At 55.8% G+C, this 23,244-nt stretch carries 19 protein-coding genes; 13 read left to right on the forward strand and 6 right to left on the reverse strand.

The annotated features are described in order from the left end of the window. Positions 1-45 precede the first annotated feature (45 nt). Genes G438_RS0101320 through G438_RS0101330 form a run of 3 tightly spaced genes read left to right on the forward strand, consistent with a single transcriptional unit; the run spans position 46 to position 3,100 of the window. Positions 46-1,293 (forward strand): sugar ABC transporter substrate-binding protein, encoded by a 1,248-nt coding sequence (locus tag G438_RS0101320; protein WP_026459825.1) that lies wholly within the window; start codon positions 46-48, stop codon positions 1,291-1,293. Then, positions 1,290-2,207, forward strand: a complete 918-nt coding sequence (locus G438_RS0101325; RefSeq protein ID WP_026459826.1) for a carbohydrate ABC transporter permease — start codon at positions 1,290-1,292, stop codon at positions 2,205-2,207. Before G438_RS0101320 ends, G438_RS0101325 begins: the two co-directional genes overlap by 4 nt. Next, positions 2,207-3,100: a carbohydrate ABC transporter permease gene (locus tag G438_RS0101330; protein WP_084402919.1), complete on the forward strand. Its 894-nt coding sequence runs from the start codon at positions 2,207-2,209 to the stop codon at positions 3,098-3,100. Before G438_RS0101325 ends, G438_RS0101330 begins: the two co-directional genes overlap by 1 nt. A 55-nt stretch (positions 3,101-3,155) precedes the next feature. On the opposite strand, the gene G438_RS0101335 is transcribed toward G438_RS0101330, so the two are convergent. Further along, a complete protein-coding gene (locus G438_RS0101335) occupies positions 3,156-4,226 on the reverse strand; it encodes a LacI family DNA-binding transcriptional regulator (RefSeq protein ID WP_026459828.1) in 1,071 nt (356 codons plus the stop codon). Positions 4,227-4,413: 187 nt separating this feature from the next. Here G438_RS0101335 and G438_RS0101340 point away from each other — a divergent pair, with 187 nt between their 5' ends. The 9 genes from G438_RS0101340 to G438_RS11820 all read left to right on the forward strand — a co-directional run bounded on the left by G438_RS0101340 (position 4,414) and on the right by G438_RS11820 (position 15,558). Beyond that, positions 4,414-5,697, forward strand: coding sequence for an ABC transporter substrate-binding protein (locus G438_RS0101340; RefSeq protein WP_205618394.1), 1,284 nt, complete (start codon positions 4,414-4,416; stop codon positions 5,695-5,697). A 6-nt stretch (positions 5,698-5,703) separates the two neighbouring features. After that, positions 5,704-6,714 (forward strand): carbohydrate ABC transporter permease, encoded by a 1,011-nt coding sequence (locus G438_RS0101345; protein WP_026459830.1) that lies wholly within the window; start codon positions 5,704-5,706, stop codon positions 6,712-6,714. Continuing rightward, the gene (locus tag G438_RS0101350) at positions 6,711-7,559 is read left to right on the forward strand and encodes a carbohydrate ABC transporter permease (RefSeq protein ID WP_026459831.1); all 849 of its coding nucleotides are present in this window, start codon (positions 6,711-6,713) and stop codon (positions 7,557-7,559) included. The genes G438_RS0101345 and G438_RS0101350 overlap by 4 nt, the downstream gene beginning before the upstream one ends. Then, positions 7,556-9,034, forward strand: coding sequence for a glycoside hydrolase family 43 protein (locus G438_RS11815; RefSeq protein ID WP_051259180.1), 1,479 nt, complete (start codon positions 7,556-7,558; stop codon positions 9,032-9,034). The genes G438_RS0101350 and G438_RS11815 overlap by 4 nt, the downstream gene beginning before the upstream one ends. A 15-nt stretch (positions 9,035-9,049) precedes the next feature. Further along, entirely contained in the window at positions 9,050-11,467 is a 2,418-nt protein-coding gene (locus tag G438_RS0101360; RefSeq protein WP_026459832.1) for a glycoside hydrolase family 3 N-terminal domain-containing protein, read from the forward strand. 75 nt (positions 11,468-11,542) lie between these two features. Further along, positions 11,543-12,535 (forward strand): acetylxylan esterase, encoded by a 993-nt coding sequence (locus tag G438_RS0101365; RefSeq protein WP_026459833.1) that lies wholly within the window; start codon positions 11,543-11,545, stop codon positions 12,533-12,535. A 158-nt stretch (positions 12,536-12,693) separates the two neighbouring features. Then, positions 12,694-13,428, forward strand: coding sequence for an L-ribulose-5-phosphate 4-epimerase (locus tag G438_RS0101370; RefSeq protein ID WP_026459834.1), 735 nt, complete (start codon positions 12,694-12,696; stop codon positions 13,426-13,428). Continuing rightward, positions 13,428-14,936, forward strand: coding sequence for an L-arabinose isomerase (gene araA / locus G438_RS0101375; RefSeq protein ID WP_026459835.1), 1,509 nt, complete (start codon positions 13,428-13,430; stop codon positions 14,934-14,936). Before G438_RS0101370 ends, araA begins: the two co-directional genes overlap by 1 nt. A gap of 172 nt (positions 14,937-15,108) precedes the next feature. After that, positions 15,109-15,558 (forward strand): TM2 domain-containing protein, encoded by a 450-nt coding sequence (locus G438_RS11820; protein WP_051259181.1) that lies wholly within the window; start codon positions 15,109-15,111, stop codon positions 15,556-15,558. Between the two features lie 63 nt (positions 15,559-15,621). On the opposite strand, the gene G438_RS0101385 is transcribed toward G438_RS11820, so the two are convergent. The 4 genes from G438_RS0101385 to G438_RS0101400 form a co-directional block, all read right to left on the reverse strand. Beyond that, positions 15,622-17,067 (reverse strand): ABC transporter substrate-binding protein, encoded by a 1,446-nt coding sequence (locus G438_RS0101385; RefSeq protein WP_240470947.1) that lies wholly within the window; start codon positions 17,065-17,067, stop codon positions 15,622-15,624. A 7-nt stretch (positions 17,068-17,074) separates the two neighbouring features. Continuing rightward, positions 17,075-18,025, reverse strand: coding sequence for a carbohydrate ABC transporter permease (locus tag G438_RS0101390; RefSeq protein ID WP_026459837.1), 951 nt, complete (start codon positions 18,023-18,025; stop codon positions 17,075-17,077). Between the two features lie 10 nt (positions 18,026-18,035). Continuing rightward, positions 18,036-18,950 carry a carbohydrate ABC transporter permease gene (locus tag G438_RS0101395; protein WP_026459838.1) on the reverse strand — a complete coding sequence of 305 codons (915 nt, stop codon included), beginning with the start codon at positions 18,948-18,950 and terminating at the stop codon, positions 18,036-18,038. An 89-nt stretch (positions 18,951-19,039) separates the two neighbouring features. Then, entirely contained in the window at positions 19,040-21,196 is a 2,157-nt protein-coding gene (locus G438_RS0101400; protein WP_026459839.1) for an alpha-galactosidase, read from the reverse strand. A 190-nt stretch (positions 21,197-21,386) separates the two neighbouring features. Between G438_RS0101400 and G438_RS0101405 the strand changes: the two genes are divergently transcribed. Then, positions 21,387-22,547: an ROK family protein gene (locus G438_RS0101405; RefSeq protein WP_084402925.1), complete on the forward strand. Its 1,161-nt coding sequence runs from the start codon at positions 21,387-21,389 to the stop codon at positions 22,545-22,547. Positions 22,548-22,590: 43 nt separating this feature from the next. Here the strand turns inward: G438_RS0101405 and G438_RS10215 are convergent, their stop codons facing one another. Next, positions 22,591-23,244, reverse strand: coding sequence for an AAA family ATPase (locus G438_RS10215; RefSeq protein WP_051259182.1), 654 nt, complete (start codon positions 23,242-23,244; stop codon positions 22,591-22,593).

The following is a 23,244-nucleotide window of genomic DNA, read 5'->3' on the forward strand; positions in this document are numbered from 1 at the left end:
CTTTCTTCCCAACACTGACATCACAGATCCACAAAGGAGTAGGACATGTTCACCACCCCCTCTAGCCGACGCTTCGTTGGCCTAGCAGCAGTGATTGCACTAGGTCTTACCGCATGTTCAAGCGGTGCGTCAAATAGTAACGAAACTGCGGCAACCTCGGATGAGAAAATCACCATTGAAATGTGGGATTACCTGGGTCAAGGCGTATCCAATACCGCCATGGAAGCAGCTGTAGCAGCATTCGAGGCAGCCAATCCCACCTACGACGTGAAACGCACGTCATTCGCATACGGTGACCTGGCAAAATCCATCGTTCAAGGTGGCGTTGGCGGTGCCGTCCCAGATCTTGCCGTCGTAGACGTCGTCGACAACCAGAACTTCGCCGCACTAGGCCTGCTCAAAGACCTCACGGATACGCAAGGCAGCAAAGCCGACCAATTCCACCCTGGCCCGTGGACATCAACACAAATGGATGGCAAAACCTACGGCTTACCGCTCAACTCCAATAACCTCGCCCTGTACTACAACAAAGGCCTTTTCGAAGCCGCAGGCGTCACAGTGCCCACGACATGGGACGAACTGAAGGCCACCGCTAAAGCTGTGACCAACGGTGACGTTACGGGTTTGGCAATATCGGCAGTCAAGAATGAACAGGGCACGTTCCAAGTCCTGCCATTCGTGTGGCAAACCGGTGGGGACCTCGACACCTATGAAACATCTGGGGCACAGGCCTTGGCTTATCTCAAGTCTTTGATTGACGACGGCTCAGTGTCGTCAGCCGTGACCAACTACTCTCAGGAAGATGCGCGTACCCAGTTCACCGCAGGCAAGGTTGCCATGATGGTCAATGGTCCATGGGAACTGCAAAACCTTGCCGACGTTGGCTTTGAGTGGGGTGTGGCACCACTGCCCCTAGGTAAGGCAGCAGGCACAGGCTTGGGTGGCGAAAATGTTGTCGTCATGCAGGAAGGTAAACAGGCCGACGCCGCAGTCAAACTTGCCGAGTTCCTCACCAGCGCGGAAGGAGCAAAGATCTACTGTGACGAATCGGGGCAGCTATCTGCTCGCCCTGACTTGGCTGGCAAACTCAAACTCTCCTCAGATGCCAACCTCAAAGTCTTTGAAGACCAGATGGACGTTGCCCACGCACGTGCCTACGGCAAGCAATACGCCAAGGTTTCCGAGGCAGTTCAGGTGTCAATCCAAGAAGCGCTTACCGGCGTTGCCACACCGGAGGAAGCGGCTAAGAAGGCCGCAGCTGAAATCTCACCGTTGCTGGAGTCTGACCAGTGAAAACGCTGAGTCGTCGGTCCCAGGCCGCGTATGCGCAACGAGGCGCTCGCGGCCTGGGCCTCGCCCTTGCTGCACCAGCCCTTATCTACATCGTCATCTTTCTTCTTGCGCCTCTGGTGTATAACCTGTGGATTTCCATGAGTGATGCCAACGGCGCGAATTTGATCTCGGGGGAGTTTTCGCCGCGCGGCCTGGACAACTATGCCGCGGTCATTGCCGATGGCGACTTTTGGAATGGCGTGCGTCTGAGTGCCATTTTCACCATTGCGTGCCTCGTCTTGCAGTTCATCATCGGCTACGCCCTGGCATTGTTTTTCCGTCGCCCATTCCCAGGTAATGGTGTCATTCGCGCGCTATTGCTGGTGGGGTGGATATTGCCGCCAGTGGTCACCGGCACAATCTTTAAGTGGATATTCGACTCTGACTACGGCGTTCTTAACTACTTTCTGAACCAACTTGGCCTGATTGAGCAACCTATCCAATGGCTGACAGGTCCAAGTACAGCGATGATCGCTATTGTCACGGCGAATCTGTGGGTCGGCATTCCTTTCAATATGTTGCTCCTGCTATCTGGTTTGCACACCATCGACGACAGCCTCTACGAAGCAGCGCAGGTTGATGGAGCCGGGGCATGGCGACAATTCACCTCTATCACATCGCCTTTGATGCGCCCGGTGATTGTCTCGGTATTACTACTGGGGGTCATCAATACCTACAAGGTATTCGATCTGATCTACACCATGACCAAAGGCGGTCCAGTTTCGGCAACGACGACGTTACCGGTCTACACCTACCTCGAAACCTTCAAAGTCTTCGAATTCGGTAATGGTGCCGCTGCCTCGACACTTACCCTTGTGCTGCCTCTGGTCCTGTCATGGTTCTACGTTCGTTCACTCAAAGGGGAGGAACGCTGATGGCCACCGTGAAGGTGAAAACTAAATCCTCGCCTCGTCCATTGCCGCTGTGTGCTGCAGAAAAGAAACGACGCGCAATTGCGTGGAGTAAATCTGCCATCGCATGGGTCGTTGCTCTGATCTACTTATTCCCCATGTATTGGATGGTGTCGACTTCACTGAAGAATAAGGCAGATATCTTTGCCCAGCCGCCTCAGTTATTTCCCGGCACGCTTTACTGGGATTCTTATATTGCGGCATTTTCACCCCAATACGGTGTGTGGCTTGCTTTGGGGAATTCCTTCGTCATTGCCTTAGGTGCGCTGGTTGTTACTCTCGTGGTGGCTGTGCCGACGTCATACGCAGTGGCTCGCTTTCGTGACGGTATATCGACATCAATGATGGTGTTACTGACGGTGGTTCAATTGCTGCCTGCCATCGCGATATCCATTCCCATGTTCGTGATGTTCCGCCAAATGGAACTGATCAATACCTATCCTTCGATTATCTTGGCGGATGTCTCTGTCACACTGCCATTTGCGGTGATCCTGCTGCGCCCGTATTTCAAACAATTTTCCTACGAGGTTGAAGAGGCCGCCAAACTTGATGGTTTGGGCACGATACAAACGATTATCCGCATCATTATTCCAACGATACGACCTGGTGTAGTGATGATCGGATCCTTTGCTTTCCTTATGGCATGGGGGGAGTTTACCTTCGCCCTTACCTTGTCAACCCAGCAAGAAGTACAGCCATTGACGGTGGCGCTGAATCGACTGATTGGCCAATATGGGACAAATTGGAATGATCTGATGGCTGTTGCCACGATAATTGCTCTGCCTGTGCTGCTTATCTTCATTGCACTTCAGCGCTATATTGTTGCCGGTTTAGCTGGAGGCGCAACCAAAGGCTAATAGTGCACGGATTGTGTGGTTCCGCTGCGCCCCGCATATCTGGTGTGCAGATAGCTCAGGCGGGCGCTGCAGCACTGGAGTCGCGCACGACGAGGTGGGTGGAAAGTTGGACCGGATGGCTCGGTGTTGCGGGACTATTTCCGCCGAGGTCAATCAAGGTCGACACGGCGGCGGCACCCATATTGAGTAGCGGTTGGTGGACGGTGGTAAGGCGCGGTGTCGCCCACAGAGCCATATCGGTGTCGTCGAAGCCGACGACGGACAGGTCGTGTGGGATATGTATCCCACGTTCTCGTGCGGCTTCGTAGACACCAAAGGCGGCCATGTCGTTACTGGCGAAAACAGCGGTCGGCCGCACCGCCTCGGGAAGGTCGAGGAGGTCAAGACCAGCCCGGTAACCGCCCTCGTAACTGAAATCGTGACCGACAATCCACGCAGGATCGACGTTGAGGTGGTTGCCGCGCATGGCCGACAGGTAACCTTCATGCCGTTCTCGTGCAGGGACGGAGGTGTGAGGTCCGTGTATAAAGGCAATTTTGCGGTGTCCCAGGTCGATGAGATGCTGGGTTGCTTCTCTGCCGCCGTTCCAATTTGTTGCGCCAATCGAGGCGGTTCCCAATGGTGGTGTGCTCGCAGGATCAATCGCCACATGTGGTAATCCTGCTCGGCGTAAGTGGGAGACGAAGGCGTCCTCTAGGCGCGAAGTGAGTGTGATGAGACCCAAATACCCCTCAGCTTTGATCTGAGTAATCCACTCTTTGCTCAGCGGGTGATGCCCTTCAGGTAGGTCAGATGCGTCGATACTGGTGTGGCTCAGATACAGCGCGATATTACGGCGCATCGCTTCTGTGGTAGCGCCTTTAAGGACCTCAAGGGTGTAACTGGTGGACAGGTTGTCGGCGACCAGAGCAATACGCGGATGGGTGGGGGTGCGCATCGTTGTCGGTTGATAGCCGAGGCGTTGGCAGGCTTCCTGCACACGGCGTCGTGTATCGGCGGATACGTCTTTGCGGTTATTAAGGGCTTTCGAGGCTGACGCTTTTGACACGCCAGCGACTTCAGCAACCAGGGCCAAGGTTATTTTCTGACCTTGTGATGCCGAGTTTTTCGATGACGGGCTTCCCATACCTGCTACTTTATCGAAATTATTTCGGTAATTCAGGCGATTAAATCGAGATAAGATCGTGATCTTTGCTGCTTGACAGAATTATATTTGCATCTAAACTAAATGATGTTCAGGGTGATTCGCGAAAGATTTCGGTCAGTGGTGACCGGAGCGAATCGCCGCGACGGAGGATTCAACGATGAAGCGAATGACTCGCATAACTGGCATAGCTGCCACCGCAGTTGTCGCCACGCTGGCCCTTGCTGCGTGTAGTGGCGCAGGTAACACCGAATCGGCTACCGGTAGCGTCACACTTGAGTTCTGGCACAACTCCACCACCGGAGAAGGCAAAGCCTACTGGGAGCAAACTGCAGCGGACTTTATGGCGGCCAATCCCAATGTCACCATTGAAGTCCAAGCCATCCAAAACGAAGAAATGGACGGCAAACTTCAAACGGCACTCAATTCAGGTGACGCCCCCGATATTTTCTTTGCTCGCGGCGGTGCAAAACTTGGTGACGTCGTTGAAGCAGGCCAGGTAATGGACATTACCAACCTCATCGACGAAAACACCAAGACACTTGTCAATCAAGCAGCCTTCTCGGCTTTCACTATCGACGACAAGATCTACGGCATGCCCGTGTCGGTACTACCCGGCGGTATCTACTACTCCAAAGACCTCTTCGCCCAAGCAGGTATCACCGAAACCCCGACCACTATGGACGAGCTGTCGGCAGCCGTCGACAAACTCAAGGCGGCAGGTATTCAACCTATTGCGCTTGGCGCAAAAGACGCCTGGCCAGCAGCACACTGGTACTACTTCTTTGCACTGCGCGAATGCAGCAAGGACGTCTTCACCGAAGGCTCAGTGGCAGGCGACTTCTCTGACGAATGCTGGCTCAAAGCAGGAGAAGACCTTCAATCCTTCGCTGCAACCGAACCCTTCAACACCGGCTTCCTCACCACCTCGGCACAGCAAGGTGCAGGCTCCTCTGCTGGCCTCATTGCCAACCATCAGGCCGCCATGGAACTCATGGGCGCATGGAACGTCGGCGTGATCGCCGACCTCACACCAGATAAGCAGCCACTGGCTGACCTTGGCTGGTTCCCCTTCCCTGCCGTTGACGGCGGTCAGGGTGACCCCAACGCCATGATGGGCGGCGTAGACGGTTGGTCGTGCCACGTGGACGCTCCCAAGGAATGCGTCGATTTCCTTAATTTCTTTATGCAAACGGAATACCAACGCAAATTTGCTGACGCCTACGAAACACTCCCTGCCAACGTTGAAGCCCAAGACGTCGTGACCCAAGAGGCCTTGAAGGATATTCTCGCTGCCTACAACGAAGCCTCCTATGTGTCGACCTGGCTCGACACGCTGCTGGGCCAAAATGTTGGAAATGCGCTCAACGTCGGCGTCGTCGACATGCTCGCCGGTAAGGGGGATGCCGCAGGCATCCTCGCCGCAGTCGAAGCCGCTGCCGCAAAGGAGTGACCTGAGATGACCTCAACCCCCGTTTCGCGCGCTGCCGCGCACAGCATCAACGGGGGATCCGGGGCCGCGGGAGCCTCAACAGGTTCCCGCGGCCGCGGCCGTCTAAAGTCGCCGATCGGAAGGCGTGAACGCCTGGAGATCACGCTCTTATCTGGCCCAGCGATCCTCCTTTTCGTCACCTTCGTTATCCTGCCCGTTGCAATGGCCGCCTATTACGGCTTTTTCAGCTGGAAAGGCTACGGTGTCCCCACCGACTTTGTCGGCCTAAAAAACTACATGACGATTCTGACCGACCCGGAGTTTCATAACGTCTTAGGGCACAACGCCGTCATTCTGGTCTCGTCATTACTGCTCCAAGGACCGGCAGCTCTGCTGCTTGCTCTTTTGCTGAATAAGCAAATGAAAGGCCAGTCGCTCATACGCGTCCTCATCTTTATTCCCTACGTCATCTCTGAAGTGATCGCAGGTACCGCTTGGTCTCTCCTCCTTCAAAGCAGTGGGGGTGTGAACCGTTTCCTGTCTGACATCGGCCTAGGGTTTATTGCCAGCGACTGGATTGCCGACCCAAAGATCGCGATGATCACCCTTATGGGGATCCTCACCTGGAAATACGTGGGTTTCGCAGTGATTATTTTCCTCGCAGGTATGCAAGGAATCCCCAACGAGCTGATTGAGGCAGCAAAAGTTGATGGCGCATCCTACTGGCAGATACAGCGCCGTATCACTCTGCCGTTACTTGGGCCAACGATCCGCATGTGGGCATTCTTATCCATCATTGGATCACTGCAACTCTTTGACCTGGTCTACATCATCTGGGGGCAATACATTGCCTCAACGGCGGGCACATCAACGATGGCAACATACATGGTGATCAACGGTCGCCTATCAGGAAACTACGGATACGGGAACGCTGTTGCCGTCGTCGTCTTCATTATTTCGCTGATTATTGCCCTGACATACCAACGCTACGTCTTGCGCCGCGACACTGAAGGCGCACTCACTGGAGGTGACCGATGAGCACCACAGCACAGTCACGAAATAAAGGATTGCCTTGGGGTAATCCCGGCATCTACTTCATTGCTGCTGTCACCATCATTGCGATTTTGTCGCCTGTTGCTTATGTGATCATCGGTGGCTTTCGCACAAACTCACAGATCACTGCTAATCCGGCAGGATTACCGTCACCGTGGGTTATCGAGAACTACACCGAAGTGATCGCAAGCCCCATCTTTTGGCGCCAAGTCGGTAACTCCACCATCGCCGCCTCCGCCACCACTGTTGGCGTGGTCATCCTGGGCATCATGGCGTCCTTCGTCATTGCGCGCTATCCCTTTAAAGGGCGCCACGCTATGTATTCCCTTTTCGCTGCAGGTCTCATGTTCCCCATGACTGTGGCTATCACGCCGCTATATATCCTCATTAAAAACCTGGGGCTGACCAATAACCTTCTTGGTGTCATCCTGCCAGGCATCGCCTTTGCCTTGCCGACAACGGTGATTATCCTCGTGCCTTTTTTGCGAACCATACCTAAAGAACTCGAAGAAGCGTGCGCCCTTGATGGATGTGGCCGACTGGGATTCTTCTGGCGGGTCGTCTTGCCACTATCGGCACCGGGTGTCATCACCACAGGTATCCTTGCTTTCATAGGGTCGTGGAACTCCTACATGTTGCCCCTATTTATCCTGGGCGACGAAAACCTCTTCACCCTGCCGCTAGGTGTACAGGCCTTCGCCTCGCAATACTCTGTTGATACTGCGCGAGTCCTCGCTTTTACCTCGCTGTCCATGATCCCTGCATTGGTCTTCTTCTCTCTCTTCGAGAGGCGTATCGTTGGTGGCCTAACTGGAGCAGTGAAAGGATGAGCGCGCGAAACCCGATCCTTCCTGGCGTCTACCCAGACCCATCGGTATGTCAAGTGGGGGAGTACACCTACCTTGTGAACTCGACCTTCACATGGCTGCCCGGACTGCCGATCCATCGAAGCAAAGACCTGGTCACTTGGGAATTATGCGGACATGCCCTGAGCAGTGCCGAGCACCTTGATCTTGACAAAGGTGACGAATCGCAGGGAATCTTCGCCCCAACACTGCGCTATATTGACGGACGTTTCGTCCTGGTGTGTACAACAGTCGTCGCAGACACGCAACGTTCCTTCCTCATGAGCGCCCCCGACGCCTCGGGCCCCTGGAGTCCTCCTCGTTTCCTTGAAGGAGCGGGAGGTATTGACCCCGATATTTTTCAGGACTGCGATGGCACCGTGTGGTGGACTGGTACACGCCTTGCCGTCAACCCCCTGTGGGAGCAGCAAACCGAAATATGGACGCGCCCGGTCGACCTGGATACGGCCACTTTCATTGGTGAGGAAACGGTGATCTGGCATGGCGCAGTCGAAGGTGCAGTGTGGAGCGAAGGGCCCCATATTTATCGGCGCGGCAATTGGTACTACCTCCTGAGTGCCGAAGGTGGTACCGCTGAAGAACATGCGGTGTCCATTGCGCGAGCGCAGCATGTAACAGGCCCATGGGAAGGCTGCAAACGCAACCCCATCTTCAGTCACCGTAACCTGGGGCGCCGCAGCCAAATCCACAATGTCGGACATGCTGACCTTGTGCAGCGCCCAGATGGCACATGGTGGGCCGTCATGCTTGGTGTGCGCCTACGACAAGGTCGCCACCTTCTGGGTCGCGAAACCTTCCTTGCACCTGTGACATGGGAAGAGGACTGGCCTGTTATCGCCCCTGGTGTAGGGCACCTTACCGAGGCAGTGGATACCCGTAGCGGCGTCGATCCTTACCAGCGCAGCCTCACAGTGGCGGCACTGCCTCATACGAGCCTGCACCAGCACGAAGTGATGACGAGCATCACTGCTTTCCGCGAGTGCGCCTTGCGGCCCGTCGGTGTGCAGTGGTGCGGCGAAGAACGCAGTTTCCGAGGCGTGCGCGCAGCATCATGGGACTGCGCGATCAGTGTCCAAGCCGACGATTTCAGTGAAGCGCTCACTGCCATTGGGATCGTACAGGACGCCCACAACTGGGCTCGTATCGAAAAGATTGACGAGGCGGTGCAGGTGAGGATTCGTCGTGGAGGCAACGACGAGGTACTGCATCTACCGACACCTGGACATGACCAGCACCTGTGGGTCGCTCTTGACGACCTCACGCTACGGCTAGGTGTTGGCCCGCATATCGGTCACGGCTTCTGTCACAGCATCGACGCTCAATGGCTCTCAACGGAATCAGCCGGTGGCTTCATAGGGTGCCTACTGGGAATCTGGGGTGAGGGCGCCTCAAAGGACACGGCGTCCGTGTATATGCGCGGCACGCATCCACAACTGTAATAATCGGAGACTCACATGAAACCGTGGCACAATACAGCGCTGAGCAACGAAGAGCGCGTTGATGCACTTATCGCCGTCATGGACCTTCACGCTAAAGTTCATCAGCTTGCCTCCTACTGGGATCGGCCCGCTGACCAGGTGGCGCCTGCACCACAACCGAAGAACGAGACGCCTGGCGACAACGACACACCTGTCGGTTTGCAGGCAACACACCCTCAAACGAAGGAACACGGAGTATCGGAAGCAGACCATGCCGCCGTCGCCCCCGAGGTTGCCCCCATGGAAAACGCCTTCGCAGTTGACCAACTGTCATGGCACGAAAGCGCCAGCGGTGGCCTTGGGCATCTCACCCGCATGTGGGGCACCGAACCCCTTGAAGTGGCAGAAGGTGCGCGGCGCCTCGTCGAGAAGCAGCGTGAAGTGCGCCGTCTTAATGCATTTGGCTTACCTGCCATCGTCCATGAAGAGTGTCTCACCGGTTTTACCGCGTACCGAGCCACCGTCTATCCAGCGGCTATCGCATGGGGTGCCACATGGAATCCTGAACTCGTTGAAGAAATGGCGGCACGTATAGGTAGCGACATCAAGGCGGTTGGTGGACATCAGGGATTGTCGCCACTACTGGATGTGGTGCGTGACTATCGCTGGGGACGTGTCGAAGAAACCTGCGGAGAAGACCCTTACCTTGTTGGTAGCTTGGGCACCGCCTATGTCAAAGGGTTGCAATCAGCTGGAGTGATGGCCACCCTGAAGCATTTCGTGGCCTATCCGGCTTCGCGAGGTGGCCGCAACCATGCCCCAGTGTCGATGGGCAGGCGCGAACTTGAAGACGTCATGCTACCGCCCTTCGAAATGGCGGTTCGCGAAGGCGGTGTCGCCTCGGTCATGAATTCCTACTCGGATATCGACGGCGTGCCCGCTGGAATCTCCCGCTACCTTCTGACCGAGGTACTGCGTGAGCGATGGGGCTTTAGTGGCACCGTTGTCTCGGACTACTGGTCGGTTCGCTTCCTAGAAAAGATGCATCGCGTGGCTAAAGACGGTGCTGAAGCGGCAGCAAAGGCCTTGCGTGCTGGTCTCGATGTTGAGCTGCCTGAAACAACCTGCTATGCGCACCTGCCCGAAGCTGTTGCACGTGGCCTGGTCACAGAAGAGGAGATCACCACTGCCGTGCGTCGCCTGCTTCTGCAAAAGGCCGCGCTTGGTCTGCTCGACGAGGATTGGGAACCGACGGCAGATGCACACCGTGACTTGGATTCGCCAGAAAACCGTGATGTAGCTGCACGTATGGCACGCGAAAGTATTGTGCTGGTGAAAAATGACGGTATTCTCCCGTTGTGCCGCACCCAAAAGGTTGCGGTTATTGGCCCGGTTTGGCAGGAGCCTCGCGCCTTTATGGGCTGCTATGCCTTCCCCAACCACGTGCTGACCCGTTACCCCGAGAAGGGTCTCGGACTCGACATTGCGACGTTGCCACAGATGTTACCCGCTATCAGTGATGCTGAGATGACCTTTACGCGCGGCACGGGTTTCATGGCGGGTAGCGATAGCGAAATTGCCGAGGCGGTCGAGGCTGCCCGAAATGCTGACATTGCGCTGCTTGTTTTGGGGGATATTGCTGGGATGTTCGGCGGCGGTACGTCTGGGGAGGGCTGCGACGTCGCTGACCTCGATCTGCCTGGTCGGCAGGGAGAACTGCTGGAAGCGGTACTTGATACGGGTCGGCCAACGATCCTTCTCCTTGTGACGGGACGCCCCTACGCACTTGGTCGTTATGCGGATCGTTGCGCAGCGATTGTGCAGTCCTTTATGCCTGGTGTGGAAGGGGCCTCGGCTATTGCCGACGTGCTGTCGGGTGCAATGAACCCCAGTGGCCGTCTGCCCATTGCGTTGCCCAATACGCCCGGTGGGCAGCCAGGTACCTATTTGGCGCCGCCGTTGGGGTGGGAGTCGGAGGGTATTTCTAATATTGACCCGCGTCCGCTCTACCCATTCGGGCATGGCCTGTCCTACACCACGTTCGAGTATTGTGACGCGGCGATCTCCGCGGAGACCATGCCACTTGACGGCACGGTGGAATATGCAGTGACGGTGCGCAATACAGGCACTAGGGCCGGTGTTGAAGTGGTCCAACTCTATGCAAGTGACCCGTGGGCCGAGGTGGTGCGACCATTGAAGGAACTTATTGGCTTTACGCGCGTGCCACTTGAAGCGGGGCAGAGCGCACGTGTCACCTTTACTGTCCACGCCGATCGTTTCTCTTTCACTGGCGTCAATATGCAGCGCATCGTTGAAGGCGGTGAAATACGCCTGTCGGTTGGTCATTCCAGTGAAGATCGGATGGGCGAATTGATGGTGCGCCTTGAGGAAGGCACTAGGATTGTCGACGAAGGCCGGGTCCTGACCACACCTGTACGCATCGAAGCGATGTGATCAGATTCCGGCAATAAAGCCATGGTGTGCTGTGACTTGGTGCGCCAGTATGCAACGACGTTAAGGTGAGGACCGATGCCTCGTTTTGATATGGAGCTCAGTGAGCTTGAAAACTATCGACCAGTGGTGACTGAGCCACATGATCTTGATGAATTTTGGGCCGCAACCCTCGCCGAAAATCCGTTTGATGCCAACGCAATAAGCGTCGTTGAAGCAGAGCATCCACTGGTGACCGTCAAGGTCTGGGATGTTACCTTCCCTGGCTATGCGGGTGACGCGGTACGGGCATGGTTAACGGTTCCTGCTAACGCGACAGAGCCGCTACCTGCCGTTGTTCAGTACAACGGTTATGGTGGCGGGAGGGGGTTGTCCCATGAACACCTTGAGTGGGCCAGCGCCGGATTTGCTCATCTGTTTATGGATACACGCGGACAGGGTGGAACCTGGGGGAGTGGTGGCGATACGGCGGATCCGCACGGTGGAGGCAGCGCCGACCAAGGGTATATGACTCGCGGCATTGAAGACCCACATACCCATTACTATCGTCGCTTATACGTCGATGCGCATCACTGCGTAGAGGCAGCGGCGAACCTGCCGCAGGTTGATGCATCGCGTATCGCCGTTCAGGGAATCAGCCAAGGTGGTGCGCTCACCATAGCAGCCGCTGCACTTAATCACCGTGTGATCGCCGCCATGCCTGATGTACCGTTTATGTGCCACTTTGAACGCGCGGTCGGTATGACTGATGCTTTCCCCTATCAGGAAATTGTTCGTTACCTATCGGTTTTCCGTGGCCGTGAGCAGCAGGTGTTGTCAACCCTGTCGTACTTCGATGGAGTATTGCTTGGTGCGCGGGCCGCTGCTCCGGCACTGTTTTCCACCGCACTACTGGATACTGTGTGCCCACCGTCAACGGTCTTTGCTGCCCGTAACTGGTGGGCGTCGCGCAGTGGCGTGCAGATGGAACGTCCTCAAATTCGCGTGTACCCCCATAACGGACATGAAGGTGGGCAGGGATACCAGTGGCGCGAACAGGTGGCGTGGCTCAAGGACTTGCTTGCCCAGTGATGGTGGCAGGTGGTGAGGATTTCGTTGGCATTTAGTGGCGTTAAAGGCTAGACATCACCCGAATGTTACCGTTAACATAACTGTGTTGCCTGTGAAGACGCGGCACACCCTCTGTCCATATATTCCCGCAGGTACTGATGCCTGGGAAGGAACCGTTCATGGATCACCGTGACCCCTCCACTTGGGATGACGCATTCGCCGCCCAAGTACACCGCACCCGCGAAATTGTTGCCGCCCTCCATGCAGAACTACCACGTTGGGGCCTAGTTGTATGGACGGCAGGCAACGTCTCTCAACGTGTACGAGGCCACGCTGCCGACGGCAGCCAAGACCTCCTCGTCATCAAACCCTCAGGCGTGTCCTACGACGACCTGACCCCCGAAGCGATGGTGGTCTGCGACCTTGAGGGGCGCCTCGTCCTTGGCGACGGAAGCCCTTCCTCCGACACCGCCGCCCACGCCTACGTCTACACACATATGCCGCATATTGGCGGCGTTGTCCACACGCATTCCACCTACGCCACCGCATGGGCGGCACGAGGCGAAGCCATCCCATGCGCACTGACCATGATGGGCGACGAATTCGGCGGTGACGTACCCGTGGGTCCTTTTGCCCTCATCGGTGATGACTCCATTGGTCGTGGCATTGTCGACACGCTCAAAGACTCCCGCAGCCCCGCTGTTCTCATGCAAAATCACGGCCCATTCACCATTGGCAAAGACGCGCGTGCCGCTGTGAAAGCAGCAGCAATGGTTGAAGAGGTGGCACGCACCGTCCACATCGCCCGCCAAGGCGGCGACATCATTCCCATCCCTCAAGACAAGATCGACAGCCTCTACGCCCGCTACCAAAACGTCTACGGACAAAACACCACCAGCGAGGAGACCAACTAATGTCCAGCTTCTACCAGGGCCGCGAAATCTGGTTCTACACCGGCAGCCAAGACCTTTACGGCGAAGAAACCCTAGCAATGGTTGCCTCTCAATCCCAAGAGGTTGTTCGACTTCTCAACGACTCAGGTGTGATCCCGGCACCTATCGTCTGGAAACCTGTTCTTAAAGACTCCGACTCCATTCGACGCGCCATGTTGGATGCTTCAGCCAACGACAACGTGCTTGGCGTGATTTCCTGGATGCATACCTTCAGCCCCGCAAAAATGTGGATTCGTGGGCTGGAAGTTCTGTCCAAGCCGCTACTTCACTTGGCCACCCAAGCCAATGTTGAAATCCCTTGGGACAGCATTGACATGGACTTCATGAATCTTAATCAGGCTGCTCACGGTGACCGAGAGTATGCCTATATCCTCACTCGTCTTGGCGTGGCGCGCACTACCGTTGTCGGGCATGCCTCGCACTCGGCAACGGTTGCCCGCATCGCCTCGTGGGTACGAGCCGCCGCAGGGTGGGCAGCCACACATGAGATGCGTGTCGTCCGTTTCGGTGACAATATGCGCTACGTGGCGGTCACCGAAGGGGACAAGACCGAAGCTGAACGCAAACTGGGTGTCTCCGTCAACACCTGGGGCGTCAATGATCTTGTTGCCGTCGTTGATGCGGTTGACGAGGCCGACATCGATGCGCTCGTGGCCACCTACGAGGCCGACTACGATGTTGCCGAAGAATTGCGAGCAGGTGGGCAGCGCCATGATTCCCTGCGGTATGCGGCACGCCAAGAAATTGCAATCCGTCGCTTCCTTGAAGAGCGAGGCGCAACTGCTTTCACCACGAATTTCGAGGACCTGGGGGCACTTCGTCAATTACCTGGCCTCGCCGTTCAACGCCTCATGGAGGACGGTTACGGATTTGGTGCCGAGGGCGACTGGAAGACCGCAGTCCTGGTGCGTGCAGCGAAAGTGATGGGCGAAGGCCTGCCAGGCGGCGCCTCGTTAATGGAGGATTACACCTACAACCTTGTTCCTGGACAAGAACTCATCCTGGGGGCGCACATGCTGGAAGTGTGCCCATCGTTGACACCCGAGCGGGTACGTATCGAAATCCATCCACTGGGTATTGGAGGAAAAGAGGACCCGGTTCGCATGGTCTTCAACGCTGCGCCAAGTGACGGCATCGTCATCGCACTGTCAGATATGCGGGATCGTTTCCGGCTGACCGCCAATATTGTCGAGGTGGTCACGCCGCCGCACGATATGCCGAAGCTTCCTGTTGCGCGCGCCATGTGGAAGCCTGCCCCCGATATGTACACCTCCATCGAGGCGTGGCTGACGGCAGGTGGCGCTCACCATACAGCAATGACCACACAGATCGGTATCGAGGTGTGGGAAATGTTTGCGCGCATCGCTGACATGGAATTATTGGTCATTGACCAGGCGACGACTGCACGTGATTTCCACCACCGTGTGCGGTGGAACCAGTCGTACCATCGTCTTGCGGAAGGCCTGTGAACGGGTTGTATCGCCTTAGGTGTCCGCTCTACGCAAGAGCCTGCGTGAGCAGTGGGGTCAGTGTCATCGACACCTACCCCACTGTCTGCATTTACGGACCCATGTCACTATCAGGCGGCATCTTATGCAAGGATGACCTTGTATCTTGTCAGCATCAAGAAGGAGGCTCACGATGAGTTACACCGATCCCTACCAGCAGGGCGCACCACAACAGGGCGCCGGTCAGCAACCTTTTGGCGCGCCGAACGCAGGACCGCAAAAAGTTACCCCTGCTTTCTTGGCGCCCCTGTATGTCGGCAAGGCATCACCAGGACAAAAGCAGTTCATCGTTGCGCTTTTGTTGTCGATCTTCCTTGGCGGCATCGGCGCAGCTGATTTCTACCTGGGCTACACCAAGGCAGCTATCGCTAAAATCTGCATTACCTTTGGTGGCGGCATCCTCAACCTCATTAATACCGCAGTCTTCGCTGAGAACGCTCCAATGTTGGCACTGCCCTTGAGCCTCATCCTGTCGGCTGCACTTCTCGCCAACGGCGTGTGGATCTTGGCTACCATCTTCCTCATTGCGCTGAAGAAGGGCCAGTACGCTACCGACGCGAATGGTGTGCCTTTGGCTGCCTGATCGCCAGTAGAAGTGTGGGGGAGGCCGTCAGCCTCCCCCACACTTGCGCGTGCCCCTGTGCTCTTACTGTCGCCCGCGCGACATCATGGCGTTGACCTCGGCGGTGGCTTGATCCAATGAATCCACGTCTTTTTCAAACATGAAAATCGCTGACATAGCAGGATTCATAATGGAATCAAGGGCAGCCCATCGGTCGACAACCGGCGACGGTACGCCAGTGCCGTCCTCAATGTGAACGGAAAAGGCAGTAGCATCAAAGCCGATCTTTTCGAAGGCGTCAACGGCTTTGTCAGATGAGGAAGAAATTGCAGGGAATACGACGGCCTGTTCGGCAATAATGTCTTGGCATTTCGTGGATCCAAGGAATTTAACCCACTCCCATGCTTCCTCAGGATGTTTCGTCCCCACGAATACCGAATCGGCTAAACCATTCATCACCGATGCTCGGTTGCCATCGGGACCGATTGGTGTGGGTGCCACTTGGACAGGGACCGCACTTGACTTGGCGATACCAGCGACATTCCACGATCCTTCGACAATCATGGCGTATGCACCTGTTCCCAAAGATTCAAGGGTACCGATACCAGAACTTGCTACGGATAGTGGCGGCATATACCCCTTTTCAATAAGGCCGATATACCAACTGATGGTCTCTTTAAAATCAGGGTCATCGTATTGGAAGGTTCGGCCCCAGGGGTTTTTATCGGACCAGGTCCATTGGCCATTTGATAAGGCAAAGGCAGACCACTGTACCTGTCCGTAACCAGCGCCGGCCTCGTTGTATCCCATACCGTAGACAGCAACATTATTCTTATCGAAACCAGGTTCGTCGCCGCGTACACCGTTCTTATCCACTGTCAGGTGTGCAATCAACGCTTCGAAGGAGCCACCATCTTGTGGATTCCACGTGAGATTCCACAGGTCCTCTGATGTATACCCTGCCTCGGCAATCATCTCTTCGTTATAGAACAGTGCTTCGGTATCCCAGTCTTTAGGTATGCCGTAGCGTCCCGTTCCTGCTTCGTTGAGCCATTGGTCAGCGAGGCCGTCGTTGTAAATCGACAGGTCAAAATTATCCCGTTCGATATAGGGCTCTAGGTCAAGTAGCTGTCCCAATTCGGCATATTTTCCAAATTGGCCCGTATGGTTGGTGAAGACGTCAGGCGCTGCTTCTGCCACCATTGTTGCTGTGATCTGCATCCAGTAGTCGCCCCAACCGAATTGCGTAATCTGCACTTCAATATCAGGGTTTTCCTCCTGGAAAGCTGCGGCACATTGCCGATACCCTGGCAGCTGGGCGGAATCCCACAACCAATAGTTAAGAACGACAGTGTTGTCGCCAGCAAGCGGCAGTGTTGAGCACGCCGCCAAAGTAAGGCTAGCAGCGGCAGTGCCTGCGAGCACCGACCATCGACGAGGCGAACGGCCTTTACGGGTCATGCCGACAGTGCGGGTGAAAGTGCTGCGAGCGGTGCCTGTTGTAGGGGTGCGGTGGTATCGAGTACTCATCGTTGCCTCACTTAATCCCGGAGAATCCGATGGAATTGACAATCCTCTTTCCGAGGATGGAGAACAGAATCACGATTGGTAGGGCTGCGATCAAAGCTGCTGCCATTAAACCTGCCCAGTCTGGGGATCCTTGAGGCGTTTGCGAACGGAAGATGCCCAGCGCGACAGTGAGAACACGAACATTTTCCGCTTGCCCCACCAATAAGGGCCACATGTAGTCATTCCATGCTGCGATAAAAGTCAATACTGCCAAGGTCGTGATTGGTGCTGCTGACATGGGCACGATCACGCGGAAAAACACTTTGATGGGGCCAGCACCATCGATCATCGCCGCTTCGTCAATTTCCCGTGGGATGCCGAGGAAAAATTGTCTGAGGAAGAAGATTGCAAAGGGCGTCATAAAGAACGTTGGAAGAACAATGCCTGCAAAGGTATTGAGCAGTCCCAGCTCTTTGATGAGGATGAAGTTAGGAATTGCTGTAAATATCGAGGGGACCATCAGTGCTGACAGGAAAATAGCGAAGACCAACTCGCGGCCGCGCCACTGTAGGCGCGAAAACGCGTAAGCTGCCATTGCTGAAAAGGTGGTCTGTCCCAGGGTGACTAAGGCCGCCACGATGGTTGAATTGCGCAAATATAACCAGAAATCAATCGAGGCACCTGCACCACCTTGGGCGATTGCCTCCTCAGGTGTGGTCAAACCAAAGACCCGCCGGTAAGCATCAAAAGTCGGGTTGCGTGGCCACAGCGCACCGGGGTCGGCGATCAAGTCAGCATTAGGAGTAAAAGACGAACGAAGCATCCAGTAGAAGGGGATCACTGTAATTGCCAGTAACGCAATCAGGCATGCCCAAGCAACGTAGTAGCCGAAACCGCGACGAATACGGTGCGTGTTCTTAGGACGTGACTGCGATGTGGCGCGTGAAACGGTGCGCGAAGGAAGTGAAGCTGTTGTCATGGGAGTGCCCTCACGATTCATCTGACTCGCCGGCTCTCATCAGCTTGAGCTGAATAAATGAGATGCCAACGAGGAGAACGAATAGAACCATTGCCATTGCTGAGGCATAGCCGAAGTCGAGTTGCCCAAACGCCACGTCGTAGATGTAGTAGTAGACGACGCGAGTAGCGTTAATTGGTCCACCTTGGGTGGTGATGGCAACGGTGTCGAAGATCTGGAATGAACCGGTGACGGTGACAACCAGCACCATCGCAAGGACGGGACGCAGAAGCGGCAAGGTAATGGAGAAGAATTTCCGTCCTTCACCTGCCCCATCAATATCTGCCGCCTCGTACACAGAACGGTTAATGGTCTGCAAACCCGCGAATACGAGCAGCGCCGTGTACCCCATGTGTCGCCACACGTTAATGAAGGCGATCGTAGGGATGGCCCAGGCAGACTCGCCAAAAAACGCCACGCGGTTCAACCCAATAGCGTCCAGGCCAACATTCACAATGCCCATCTGGTAGTCCATCATGAAGTACCACAGCAGGGCGATGACGACATTGGCAACGAAGTATGGAAGGAGGGCCATGCCGCGGATAAGCGTTGACTGTGTGAGACGTTGCAGGAGCACCGCAAGCACGATGGCAATAATCGTTTGAAAACCGATATTCAGGATTACGTAGTAGGCGGTTACCCACATAGCATTCCAAAACAGCGGGTCAGAGGCTAAGCGCGTGTAGTTGTCTGCTCCCACCCACTGCGCCGGCTGTAATACCGGGTAGTCAGTGAATGAGTAGTAAAAGCCTCGCATCGCTGGGAGGATATAAAAGGTGATCAGGCCGATGGCAGCAGGTAGGAGAAAGAAAGTCGCATAACGACGATCCTTGTGTTGTGATTTTTTGGGGCGAGGCATAGTTCCCGCGCGTGTGAGTGTGGACATTGGTGGATTCCCTTCCGCAGGGCTAGAGGTGGGACCGACAGTGTCGGTTATGGGGCAGGCTGTCTCCCTTCGCCGGTGATGGTGGAGGGTTAGTCGATGGAGTGAAGATGGAGGACAAGTGACTGTTGGGGAAGAAGATCAGGTAAACGCACCCCGGCCTCGCTCCATACGCGTCCAGGGAGAGTCAAGGCATCAGGCCACCAGGGCAATGGTGGATGGTACCCGTCGTGGGGGAAGTGAGGATTATTCGGGTGCAGATGCGTGAGGTGGTAGCGTTTTGCATCGTCAAGTCCCGGGAGGCGCACTGGAGGTGTTGGACGTTGAGCGGAGCTGGCAGTGTGGACAACGAAGAAGATCGCATCATTACCGTCAAGGGAGACCACACCGCGGATATTCCACGTGTCATCGGTATGGTCGGCATGCAGTAGGCGTCCACTATGCAATATGGGACGCAGATGTTTATGCAGCTTAATCCAGTAAGCAAGTTCGCTGATGTCCTGATCGCTTGCTTCGGTCAGGTCCCATTCGATCCCCATATGTGACAACAGGGCTGTTGAGGCGCGTAGGTTCAACGTCAGTGTGCGGCCCGTCGTATGTGAGGTAGTGGAGGCAATATGGGAGCCGACTAACTCGGGTGGCAAAAGGAGGAATGTGCCTGCTTCAATGAGTTGGCGTTCAATGGGGTCAATACAATCTGAAGCCCATACGCGTACTGCACGTTCCATAATCCCTAGGTCGATGCGGCCGCCTCCACCTGCGCAGGATTCAATTTCGAGGTCAGGGTGCGCGTGGAGGATGGCGTCCATCAGCGCGTAGGTTGCCTTCGTTTGCGCGTGATATGACGGTTTTCCTGTCCGTGGCGACACAGCTTCGAATAGGTCACGATTGAAATCCCACTTAATGTAGTCGACGTGCACACTGTCGAGGACTGCGAGGATCTGGGTGAGGACATGGTCGAAGACGTCGGGATTGGCCAGATCGAATACCTGCTGGTGGCGGCAGGCGATCGGTCGACGTTGTGCTGGTGACAATATCCACTCGGGGTGGGCGCGTGCCACATCAGAGTTGGGGTTGACCATTTCAGGCTCAAACCACAAGCCGAATTGCATGCCATGGGCATGGACGGCATCGGCAAGTGGATTAAGACCGTCGGGCCATACGTCCGGTGAAATCACCCAGTCGCCAAGTCCTGACGTATCGTCACGTCGAGAGGAAAACCAGCCGTCGTCGAGGACGAAACGTTCGACTCCAAGTGCGGCGGCGGTGTCGACCAGCGAGAGTAGACGTGGGAGGGAATGGTCAAAATACACTGCCTCCCACGCATTCAAAGTGACGGGTCGAGGGCCTTGAGGGTGCGTGGGTCGGGCGCGCAGGTAGCCGTGGATGCGTTGAGCGGCTTCATTCAGACCATTACCCCATGTGGCAATAATCCATGGTGTCTCGTAGGAGTGCCCGCCTTCAAGGCGAATTTCCCCAGGCATTAGTAGTTCCCCAGCCAAAAGGCATTGCTGTCCCACCGGCGTTTTTTCGACCACAGTGCGGGTATTGCCTGACCAAGCCACATGTACGTAGTGCACAGGGGCCGTTGTCCACATGGGGCCGTCGCCGCAGGTGCCGTGGATCATTGATGTGGCGTGTGCGCGGGCGACGCGGCTGGTTCGTTCGTGGCTTCCGATTGTTAATGAGTGTGTAACGATCTCGCGTTCGCGGAGGTGGCGACCTGTTTGGTCAATGACGTTTTTTTCGGTCGCTGGGGTGGGAAACGCGAGGAGGAGTGAATCAAGATCATATTCCACAGCGCCAAGGTTGGTCAGTATCGCCCTGCTTCGGACAAGGCCCGACGGTTCAACATGGATTTCTACGTCGATGGCAAGATCTGCTTCAGCGTCGCGAGCGCTCAGCTCGAAGGAGGTAGGGGCACTATCAGTCCCAGATCCGAAGGTTGTGACGGCGGTGGGGATAAAAAGTGAAAACTGGGAGGCTCCGTGATGGGAGCCTTGGAGGCCGGGTGTGCCGATCCACCCCTCTGATTGTTGTGGTATCAAACTAAGTCGTGGAGGCAGATCTGCTGTTCCTGAGGTGACAGCGATCGTTTGCGACTGAGCAAACGCAGCCATTGATGCTGTGTCTAACAGGCCAAGATCTGCACCCCAGTAGAGTATTTCAGGAAGAGAATCCGCATGAACACTGATAAAAAGTGAGGTTCCACCATTTCTAAGATGGATGCAGCTCGGGGTGACTGTCATGATTGGTATCGTCCTGTCTGAATATGAGAGAGGTGGAGAGGGGGAGGGGTTCTAATACCAGTTAACGCCATAGTTAATTCCGATATGAAAAATAGTAAGGGATTGCTACCGTACTGACAAGACCCACGCAAAAAATGCTGACAAAGGGATTACGCTGGTGTCAGACCCCAATATCAAAGAAGGAGGCAGTATGCCGAGGCTCTACGAAGACTCTGCGTTAGCAACTGCTGCACACCTTCTTACTCATGGGCCTGTCTCCCGAGCTGAAACCGCGCGCACGCTCAACCTTTCAGCCGGAACTCTCACCCGCCTCGTAAAGCCACTTCTCACATCAGGATTAGTCGTTGAGGAAGGATTAGGTGCACCGAAAACTGGGATGGGACGACCAACCCAACTCCTCGATATCCCTGCCCACGCGCACCGTTTTCTCGGTATAAATATCACTGCCCGGGCTGTTCACGCGGTCTGCGTCGACGCTCGCGCTTGCGTGCATGCCTCAAAATACGTTGCCGTGGACGACACCAATGTGGCGACGGTGGTGCGCCTCGTCAATGACCTGATCGCACAGATAATGCCGTGCACCCAGGACAGCCTGCGCGGCGTCGGCATTTCACTCGGCGGTGCCGTACGAGGAGGCATCGTCAAAGAGAACCGATTCCTTGGATGGCGTGACATCGACTTTCCGTCCATGCTTCACCTGCCAGCGGCCACCCCGGTGACTGTGACGAACGATCTTGAAGCCCTCACGGCATTGGAGCAGTGGTTTGGATTGGGACGCCATATACCCTCATTTGCGCTGGTCACAGTTGGAGCAGGAGTGGGGCACGGTTTAGTCCATGAACGACACCGTCTACGTGCGCCCACCTCTGGGTATGGAATGACAGGTCACTTCCCAGTGGCAGGCGCGGCAGGCATATGCCAGTACGGACATATCTCATGTGCCAACGGGGCCTTGACGGTACCAGCGCTCCTCGGCCGCGCCCGCAGTGGACGCGGCATTGCAATGCGTGATCATCGCCCTGTCGATCAAGAAGACCTGGTTGCCTTGGCTCATCAAGGCGACGCGACATGCCGTTCGGTCCTTGAAGAATTCGCGCGCAATTTTGCTACATACATTCAAGCCGTTGCTTGCGCAGCCATGGTCACCGATGTGGTGATTGATGGCGAAGGCGTGACGCTCCTCGATACCGTGTGGGCGTCATCGTTTATTAAACTACTCAACACATATCGGAGCCCGAATATTCCGCCGCTGACTGTACATCGTCGCTCAGGGTCTTTTGACCGATGGGCACAAGGCGCAGCGACGAATGCCATCACTGCTTGGCTTGAAGACAGCGTGACCCGCGCTTAGAACAAGATGATTACAGAGTTGGGAGAGCGCTGAGGCACGACACCTAATGTGCACTGATGACGACGTCGGCACGGTCTCGACAAGCATCAACCAACGCAATATTGGGTCCATCAACGGTGCGAACCCAATGGGAGGCAGCTAAACGATCCTTCCCGAAAGCCATGTGGCGAGCCACTAAACGTTGCCCCACCTCGGAAAGCGGCGTGTCAATATGGACCAAAAGGTCGATGTGTGAACGCACCTGATGCCACCCAGGCGCATCCAAGGCAAGATAATTGCCTTCCGTCACCACAAGGCCTTCGCGTGCCACACGTAGACCTGCGGCAACCGGTTCGTGCAGGTCGCGGCGATAATCTGGTGCCAATACTTCATGTTCTGCGCGCCGTATTCGCTTAAGTAACGCCGCGAAACCCCATACGTCAAAGGTATCTGGCGCCCCTTTGCGCCAATGGCGATCAAGGTCATCAAGGACCGCATTCGACATGTGGAAACCGTCCATCGGCGCCAAGCCCGCAACAGTGATTCCACGTGTGGCAACCATCGCCGCTACCATAGTGGCCACCGTGGTCTTACCTGTTCCCGGTGGACCGGTGATGCCAAGTATGCGTAACTGGTGGCCCGCGTTAAAGCGATCAAGGACGAGGCGGGTAATGCGTTCGGCCACCAGGCGCGAGTCAGTCAGTGGGGCGGTAGGCAC

It is taken from the genome of Schaalia suimastitidis DSM 15538 (genome assembly GCF_000429105.1).
GTDB lineage: Bacteria > Actinomycetota > Actinomycetes > Actinomycetales > Actinomycetaceae > Pauljensenia > Pauljensenia suimastitidis.